Below are 3,618 nucleotides of genomic sequence, written 5' to 3' on the forward strand. Positions count from 1 at the left end.
ATAGAAATGTCCCCTGAAATGCAAAATAGAGATGTCCCCTATGAAGACACATCTGGCATTGTCTCACCACTCTTCATAGGGGACATCTCTATTTTGCATTTCAGGGGACATTTCTATTTTGCATTGACAGGAAAACCCTGCAAAAATATCTCTCACGCGGGAACTTCTGGCAAGGAACAACGTCTCATTTTTAACTGACATTAAAAAAACGAACCGGGGGTGTTCCCCGGCCCATCTTCAGGAGGTACAGTCATGTTGTTCCAATGGTTATCGCGAATTCCTCGCATTCTGGCAGGGTTAGCAGCAGCGGCCTTAATCGCCGCTTCTCTCCCTCAGGCCGCTCTGGCGGCATCCGTTCCCACCATCACCATCCTCTCCGTCAAAGCCGGTGAGAGCGTGAAAATTCGGGGAGAGAACTTCCCCAAAAACACCGATTTCACGGTACGGATGGATGTGGTTGGCCATCAGGGCATTGGCGGGACGGTAGTCACCACCACCAATTCTGGCAACGGGTCGTTTGAGGCGGAATACACCATTCCCGCCACTTTGAAGAACGAACGCACCATTGCCATCCGCCTGGAAAGCGCCTCAGGGTGGTTCAGTTACAACTGGTTCACCAACAACACCAGCAGCCCCACTGCCACACCCGCGCCCCTCGCCGGAGGTGGAAAGCCTTACATTGACATCATCGGGGTTGAAAAGAACAAAACCGTCACCGTGCAGGCCAACCGCTTCCCTGCCGGGCAAACCTTCACCGTGCGGGTTGGCCCCTTCAAAGATTTCTTCAAGAAATATGTTGAAACAGGCACCCTTTACTCCGGAAACGGCGGTTCGTTCAAGTTCTCTGTGAACCTGCCCGAATCGGTCAGAGACGTGGATATGATCACCATCCGTCTGGACAGCAACCAGGGTGCATACGCCTTCAACGCCTTCAAGAATGTCAACAGCGGCACGGTGGTCATCGTGGACCCGCCCCAGCCAACCGGCACGGCCTGCTCGATCACCGCAACCGCTCCTTCGAAGACCCTCAAACCCCGCGAAGACTTCGATGCCACCTGGACGGTGAAAAACACCGGCAGTAAAAACTGGGAAATGACTTCGGTAGACTATAAATACCTCAGCGGGAGTGAAATGCAGAAATACGGCAAGGTGTTCGACTTCAAACAAACCGTCAAACCCGGCGAAAGCATCAAGATCATCGTAGACATGCTCGCCCCCGACAAAGCCGGCACCTACACCACCACCTGGGCCATCGTGCAGGGTAGCACCACGCTGTGCAACCTGCCCCTCACCATCGTGGTCAAATAACCCCTCAAGCGTGCTCAACCCAAACACAGGCGGTTTCCACCGCCTGTGTTTGATTCTCCACCAGAGCCTTTTTCACAGGCAATTCATGCAAATTCATCCGCTTCTACATCACTTCTAAATACAAATTACTTATAATGGGTTTTCAAATTCTTCCTTTCCGATGAGGTTTTCTGAGAAACACCTCGATGACAACCACGAAAACCCGCACCACCCCGAATCCCCTCGAAAGACTTCCCTTACATCCGCTTCTCTGGGGGTTTTATCCCCTTCTGGCGCTCTGGCTGGCCAACCTTTCGCAGATTCCCCCCTTTGCCGTCGTACGCTCGGCACTGCTCACCCTGGCCCTGACCGGCATCGTCTGGCTGATAAACCTCCTCCTCTTCAGAAACTGGATCAAAGCGGGGCTGGGCTCCAGTCTCTTCCTGCTGGCCTTCTTTACCTACGGGCATTTCTACAACCTGGTTAAAATGGCACCCCTGCTGGCGCCATGGCTGGGGCGGCATCGCACCCTGCTGGCTGTGGTGCTGGCGGGGCTGATAGGGCTGTATTTTCTCCTGTGGCGCACCCGCAAACCCCTCTACGCTCTCAACCAGATCGCCAGTGTCATCGGCTTATTTCTGGTTCTTTTCGTCTCACTCCAGATTCTCATTTTTCAGCTCGGGCGCGCTTCTTCACTGCAGGCTCAGGCGCAAACCCGGCCTGAGAAGCCTGCCAGCAACCAGGAAGGCGGAAGGGACGTCTATTACATCCTGCTCGACACCTACGGCCGCCAGGATTATCTGGCCTCGATCGGCATTGACAACAGCGAGTTCGTCCGTCAGCTGGAAGCGCGCGGCTTCGTGGTAGACTCCTGCGCTCAGGCCAATTACGACCTCACCGCCTTTTCTCTGGCGGCCTCGCTGAACATGGACTACCTCGACGCACTCCAGGTGCCCATGCACCCGGAACTGGCCGATGAAAAAAGTGAAGAGCTGGAAGGCTTGCTTAAGTACAGCCGGGTTCGCCGGGAATTCGAACAAATGGGGTATCAAACCGTGACCTTCAAGGCGGTTTACCCCTGGATCGACATCACCGATAGCGACGTGTACTTCGACCCCGAGCAAGACACCTCTATCCTTCAGTTCCATCACGGCCGCCCAATGCTGATTGACACGCTCTCCTTTGAGGTGATTCAGGAAGGCAGCCCGTGGGTGGCTTACCGGCAATTCTGCCAGCACTTTCTGGCGCCGCTGGCATTGATGGCCCATCGGGATGTGCGCCTTGGTCAGTTGCTTCGTGTGTACATCGACGGCATTCCCCTCGACCTGGCCAGCCGCCTGCTCCCACTGCACACCCGGCTCAACCCCGGGCTGGCGGCTCATCTTCACCTCCATGCGGGGGCGCAGAAGCGGTTTGCCGGAGAGTCCGTCACCCGGCGCACCATGAGTCGCCTGGCGTTGCAGGGGCTCGTCGAAAGCCTGCAATCGACCGTGCGCGCTCTGCGCTGGAACCCCCAGGGAACTGCCTGGGCCGATTACTACGACTCCACCAACTACACCCGGCAGGCCTTCGAGGCCAAAGAAGCCGCAGTGGCGGCGTGGGCGTCTCGCATTCAACCCGGGCTCACCTGGGACTTTGGAGCCAACACGGGAGTGTTCAGCCGCGCAGTTGCACGCGCTGGCGGGCTGGTAGTCTCCTGGGATATTGACCCGGCGGCGGTGGAGAAAAACTACCGCCAGGTACGGCAGGTAAAGGAAAAAAACATCCTCCCCCTGGTGATCGATCTGACCAATCCCAGTCCGGCGCTGGGATGGAGCCATGCTGAGCGCGCGTCGCTCCTGGAACGTGCCCCGGCCGACCTGGCCCTGGCACTGGCATTGATCCATCACCTGGCCATCGCCAACAATGTTCCCCTCGAGGATATCGCCCTTTTCTTCAGCCGGGTATGCCGCTGGTTGATCATTGAATTCGTCCCCAAGGGCGACTCTCAGGTACAGCGGCTACTGAACTCACGCGAGGATATTTTCCCCGAGTACACCCCCGAAGGCTTCGAACGCGCCTTCACCAGGTATTTCACCCTGCATGAGAAGCACCCCCTGGAAGGCTCCGCACGGGTGCTTTACCTCATGGAAAAGAAATAAAAAAAACCGGCCAACCCCTCGTAGCCCTCTTCCCAGAGATATCCCCTGTATGCGCCTGCCGAACCTCTTCCGATTGCTCCAGAAAGCCTTCCAAAGCAGAGGGTTCTGGCTGGTATTGCTGGTGAGCCTTGTGAGCTGTGCCCTGCCAGAAGCCCCGGGGTTCACCCCGCCCACCCCTGCGCCCGGGGGT

The 3,618-nt window shown here is 56.9% G+C and carries 3 protein-coding genes; all 3 read left to right on the forward strand.

The window, feature by feature from the left end; genetic code table 11:
• Window positions 1–198: hypothetical protein (locus tag ATHL_RS19390; RefSeq protein ID WP_236822411.1), on the forward strand; the 198-nt coding region annotated here is incomplete at its 5' end.
• A gap of 54 nt (window positions 199–252) precedes the next feature.
• On the forward strand, window positions 253–1,308 hold the full coding sequence (locus ATHL_RS15460; RefSeq protein WP_062195700.1) for an NBR1-Ig-like domain-containing protein: 1,056 nt from the start codon (window positions 253–255) through the stop codon (window positions 1,306–1,308).
• 185 nt (window positions 1,309–1,493) lie between these two features.
• Window positions 1,494–3,428 carry a hypothetical protein gene (locus ATHL_RS15465; protein ID WP_062195702.1) on the forward strand — a complete coding sequence of 645 codons (1,935 nt, stop codon included), beginning with the start codon at window positions 1,494–1,496 and terminating at the stop codon, window positions 3,426–3,428.
• Window positions 3,429–3,618: the final 190 nt, after the last annotated feature.

The organism is Anaerolinea thermolimosa (assembly GCF_001050195.2).
Classification (GTDB): Bacteria; Chloroflexota; Anaerolineae; order Anaerolineales; family Anaerolineaceae; genus Anaerolinea; species Anaerolinea thermolimosa.

Excerpts from the sequence above, each read along its gene's own strand:
- ATHL_RS15460 (WP_062195700.1), top strand. The coding sequence starts at position 253 with ATGTTGTTCCAATGGTTATCGCGAATTCCTCGCATTCTGGCAGGGTTA.
- ATHL_RS15465 (WP_062195702.1), top strand. The coding sequence starts at position 1,494 with ATGACAACCACGAAAACCCGCACCACCCCGAATCCCCTCGAAAGACTT.